The following is a 4,699-nucleotide window of genomic DNA, read 5'->3' on the forward strand; positions in this document are numbered from 1 at the left end:
CAGCCCGCCGCCCGCCAGCACGCACGCCGCCGCCCACGCGGCAGCCCGGCTGACACTGCCCCGGCGCCCCCGGTGCCCCCGGCGTCCCGGACGCCCGCGTCGGCCACGCGCCGACGGGCCGCCGGCGGCCCGCATGTCGATGTTCATGACCGTCTGTTCCCTTCACCGAAGGCGGCCGGCCGGTCCCCGCCCAGCCGTGCGGCAGGCGAGTCCCGGTGCGCCACGGAACCGAGACTGCGGCACCGCGAACGGCTATTCAATGGACCTAGGTACAGTCTTCGCCGCCCGGGCCGAATACCCGCGAACGGTGGAATGTCCGTGTCGGTGTTGGGAAGAGTTGCGATATGAACGGCATCGGGAAGCGGCTGGCGCTTGTTTGCGCGGTCGGCGCGCTGACGCTGGCGGCGGCTGCGTGCACGGGGAGCGGGGCGAGCACGGTCAAGTCCGCGGCGGCCAACGGATCGCCATCGGCCGGGGCAGCCGCGGCGGGGGCCTCGGCCAAAGCGGCGGCGGCCAAGGCCGGGCCCGTGGTGACGATCACGCCAGCGAGCGGCGCTATCAGCGCCGACCCGTCGACGGGGATCACGGTCACCGCGGCCGGAGGCACGCTGACCGGCGTCGTCGTGCGCACGCCCGGCGACCCGGTGACCGGCAGCTACGCCGCTGGCCGCGCCTCCTGGCACAGCACCTGGGCGCTTGACGTCTCCCAGTCCTACACGGTGATCGCGACCGCGCGGGCGCGCGACGGGACCATCACGACGAGCACGAGCGCGTTCCGCACGCTGACGCCGGCGGCGACGTTCAGCACCGAGATCTTCGAGGGCTACCAGCAGACGTACGGCGTCGGCATGCCGATCATCTTGTACTTCAGCCATTCGATCACCGACAAGGCCGCGGTCGAGCGGGCGCTGCAGGTCGCGACGTCCAAGCCGGTGATCGGCTCGTGGTACTGGGACGACAACTGCGGCATGGCCCCGACGTGCGCCTACTTCCGGCCGCGCGACTACTGGCCGGCCGGGACGACGGTCAGCTTCACCGGGCACCTCAACGGGGTCGAGGGCGCGCCGGGCGTCTACGGGTACCACACGCTGACCCAGACGTTCGACATCGGGCAGTCGGTGATCGCGATCGGCAGCACCCAGACGCACTACACCCAGATCTACGTCGACGGCAAGCTCGCCTACAACTGGCCGATCAGCACGGGGCGGCCGGGCCTTGACACGCCGGACGGCAGCTACCTGACGATCGAGAAGGAAAACCCCGTGCTGATGACCGGTCCCGGGTACAGCCTGGAGGTCCCGTGGTCCGTGCGGTTCACGTTCAGCGGCGACTACTACCACGACGCGTACTGGTCGGTCGGCGAGCAGGGCTATGAGAACGTGAGCCACGGGTGCGTGAACCTGCCGCCATACGCCGCCGAGATCTACTACAACCTCGCCGTGCCCGGCGACCCGATCACGATCAAGGGCAGCCCGCTCGCCGGCACCTGGGACAACGGCTGGACCATGTGGTTCCTGTCCTGGTCGCAGTACCTGAAGGGCAGCGCGCTGCACGAGGCCGTGGAAGCCGGGCCGGGCGGCAGCACGTTCGTCAACCCGGCGACGCTGCCCCCCGACACCGCGAAGGCGCCGCTGCAGACCGCGCCGGCGGGCAACGCGAACGCGGTCTGACCGGACGAACCGGGGTCGCGGGCTAGGTGTTCGCCGCGCAGGCGCTGCGCGCGCGGACGGCGGACAGGAACGCGGCGTAGCTCCACGACAGGTTCCTGACGCTCTTCTCAAAGCCGGTCACCGCGTCGAACTGCTCGCTGAGCTCGAAGTGGTCGCTGTGGAAGACGACCGCCTGCAGCATCTGGTCGCCGGCGGCGCGCAGCGCCGCCGCCACCGCCAGCGGCGCCGGCAGCGGAGCGACGGCGACGTCGAACCCGACCTGGGCGAAGAAGGGTGCGGAAAGGGAGTCGGCGGGGATCGTTCGGGATGAAGTGATTTTTGCCGCAAGCCGGTAGTACAGCTCGGCGAAGCTCGCGGTGGACAGCGCCCACGGGTGGTCGCCGGCCAGCGTGTCGGTGTCGCCGTCGTAGACGTCGCCGGGATAGCGGCCGAGCAGCGGGCCGAGGCCGCGCCGCGCGTCGTCGCCGTTGATCGGGTAGAAGTACTTCGAGCCAGGATCGGCCCACTGGGCGCGCAGCTGCGCGGCGGTGGCCAGCAGCTTGGTGTCGGTGACCGACTCGGCGCCGTAGACGGCCGAGAGCACCACGTCGATGTTCGGGTCGTAGGGGGCGCGGTAGTCGGTGGGGACGGGCAGCATCGACTGGTAGCACTCGCCGTTCCAGTGCTCGTCGAGCGCGCTGGTCAGCCAGGACATGGCGGCGGAGAGCCAGCCGGGGACGGCGATGCCGACCGTATTGGCGGCGACCGACTCGAAGCACTTGAGCTGCACCGACCTGGCGAAGAAGGAGAAACCGTACTCTTCCTCCCACACGTTGTACGTCTGCCCCTGGTAGGCGTTCTGCAGGAAGTCCAGGTTCGCGGTCATCAGCGCCCGCGCCGTCGCCCGGGTGGCCGCGTCAAGCTGGCCGTAGAGGTTCAGCAGGGCCAGCGTCTGCAGGGCCGGGCCGTCGGTCTGGTCGGTCCACGGGCGCTGCGTCCCGTTGATGTAGTACGACGCGCGGTCGAAGTCGCCTGCTGAGTCCTGGCAGAGCCGGGAGAAGCTCGCGTAGTCGATCAGCGGCTGGTTGCCCGGCAGCATCCCCGCCGCGTAGGCGTACGACAGCTCCCTCGCCACGATCGCGGCGTCGCGGGTCCAGTGGTACACGTAGTCCTGCGTGACCTGCGTGGCGGTGTTCTCCCACGACGGCGAGGCGAGCACGCAGCCGGGTGCGGAGATGACGCCCGCGTTGACCGGGTCGTCGAAGACCAGGCCGTCGGAGGCGACGTTGCGGAACATCAGCCAGAACATGTACGGCGCGACCGACGCCAGGTCCACCTGCTCGACCGCTGGCCGCACGAGAGCGTACCGCAGCATGACCCATCCTCAATTTCGCGTCACCCGATGAGCCGAGCCTATCGGGGATGCGGCCGCGCGCGGGAGGTGGCGGCTGCCCCTTCGAGCGCCGGCTCAGCCGGCCGGCGCTCGCGATCACTTGCCTGGCGCGCTTACGTGCCGGCCTTGATCTCGACCTTCTTGGCCGACTCGGGCTTTTGCGTCTTCATGCCGATGCTCACCGTGAGGATCCCGTGCGCGTAAGTGGCCGTGACGTCGTCCGGGTTGGCGTCCGCTGGCAGGGAGAGGCTGCGCGTGAACGAGCCGTACCGGAACTCAGACCGGTGCGTCGCCTCGACCGTCTCGTGCCGTTCGGCGCGGATCGTCAGGTAACCCGCGCCGACCGTCACCTCGGCGTCCTTCTCCGGGTCGATGCCCGCGATTTCTGCCTTCACGAAGTAGCGGCCGCCCTCGACGTACTCCTCGATCCTGATCGGCTGGGCCAGGTACGGGCGGAGCGTCACGAAGGGCGCTTCGAACCAGTCGATGAGGTCCGGAACCACCGTCTTCGGGTCCCTGCGCAAGATGCTGCTCATCTGTCCATCCTTTCTCTCGCGTATCCCTGTTATCCCCCGTCCCGTCCCAAAAAGCACACGCCCGCCGCAGGCCGCGCGGCCAGAGACCGACAGCATGAATCACCCGGTCGTAGGTCCCGTGCGCTGCCTCAGCCGAGCGTGTCGATCCAGCGCGCGACCCGGGCGACCTCGCGTGCCATCAGGTCCGGGTCCCGCGGCGAGCCGGACGGTAACGCGGGCCGACGATCCGATCCGCCGCCGCCGCGCGAACCGTTGCCGCGCGGGCAGGCGAGTTTCGAGCCCCTGACCATGATCGCGAAGACTTTTCGGACCTTCAGGTACGAAATCTCTACACGATAAAAAAGTCTTCGCAATAAACGGCGTTGACCTATCGCTGCTGACGGGAACGGGCGGTGGCGCGGCCATTGCGAGAGCCAACGTTAACGGCAAGACGATCCGGTGTGCCAAGATCGCGGCATGGACCTGGAACTCACCGGTAAGCGGGCGATCGTCACGGGCGGCAGCCGGGGCATCGGGCTGGCGGTTGCCCGTGCGCTGGCCGCCGAGGGATGTGACGTGGCCCTCGTGGCGCGCGACAAGGCCGCCCTGGAGACCGCGCGGGACGCGGTCGCCGCCGAATCAGGCCGGCACGTGATCGCGGTCGGGGCCGATACGGGCGACGACGAGTCCGTCAGGGAGATGGTCGCCGCGGTCGCGGCCGAACTCGGCGGGGTGGACATCCTCGTGAACGCCGCGGCGCGGCCCAACACCGGCGCGGTGGTCGGCATCGACGGCTTCGACGCCGCCGAGTTCACCGAGCAGGTCAACGTGAAGGTGCTCGGCTACCTGCGCTGCATCCGCGCGGTCGTGCCGTTCATGCGCGCGGGCGGCTGGGGCCGGATCATCAACGTCAGCGGCCTGGCCGCCCGGTCCAGCGGGGCGATCACCGGGACGGTCCGCAACGTGGCCGTCTCGGCGCTGACGAAGAACCTCGCCGACGAGCTTGGCCGCGACGGCATCAACGTCACGGTGGTCCATCCCGGCGTCACGGTGACCGAGCAGACGCCGCGGGTCCTGGCCTTGCGCGCCGAACGCGCCGGGGTCTCGGTGGCCGAGATCGAGCGGCGCCTCAGCGCCGCCGT

5 protein-coding genes are annotated in these 4,699 nt (G+C 70.0%); 2 read left to right on the plus strand and 3 right to left on the minus strand.

The features are described from left to right. Window positions 1–344 precede the first annotated feature (344 nt). Window positions 345–1,670 carry an Ig-like domain-containing protein gene (locus Q1N79_RS04225; protein ID WP_300604651.1) on the plus strand — a complete coding sequence of 442 codons (1,326 nt, stop codon included), beginning with the start codon at window positions 345–347 and terminating at the stop codon, window positions 1,668–1,670. 22 nt (window positions 1,671–1,692) lie between these two features. On the opposite strand, the gene Q1N79_RS04230 is transcribed toward Q1N79_RS04225, so the two are convergent. The 3 genes from Q1N79_RS04230 to Q1N79_RS04240 all read right to left on the minus strand — a co-directional run bounded on the left by Q1N79_RS04230 (window position 1,693) and on the right by Q1N79_RS04240 (window position 3,868). After that, window positions 1,693–3,024 (minus strand): glycoside hydrolase family 15 protein, encoded by a 1,332-nt coding sequence (locus Q1N79_RS04230; protein WP_300604654.1) that lies wholly within the window; start codon window positions 3,022–3,024, stop codon window positions 1,693–1,695. Between the two features lie 131 nt (window positions 3,025–3,155). Next, entirely contained in the window at window positions 3,156–3,578 is a 423-nt protein-coding gene (locus Q1N79_RS04235) for an Hsp20/alpha crystallin family protein (protein ID WP_300604657.1), read from the minus strand. Between the two features lie 128 nt (window positions 3,579–3,706). Beyond that, entirely contained in the window at window positions 3,707–3,868 is a 162-nt protein-coding gene (locus Q1N79_RS04240; protein WP_300604660.1) for a hypothetical protein, read from the minus strand. 166 nt (window positions 3,869–4,034) lie between these two features. Here Q1N79_RS04240 and Q1N79_RS04245 point away from each other — a divergent pair. After that, a partial coding sequence (locus Q1N79_RS04245) for an SDR family NAD(P)-dependent oxidoreductase (protein ID WP_300604662.1) occupies window positions 4,035–4,699 on the plus strand: 665 nt, incomplete at its 3' end.

The sequence above is a fragment of the Trebonia sp. genome (assembly GCF_030042015.1).
Classification (GTDB): Bacteria; Actinomycetota; Actinomycetes; order Streptosporangiales; family Streptosporangiaceae; genus Trebonia.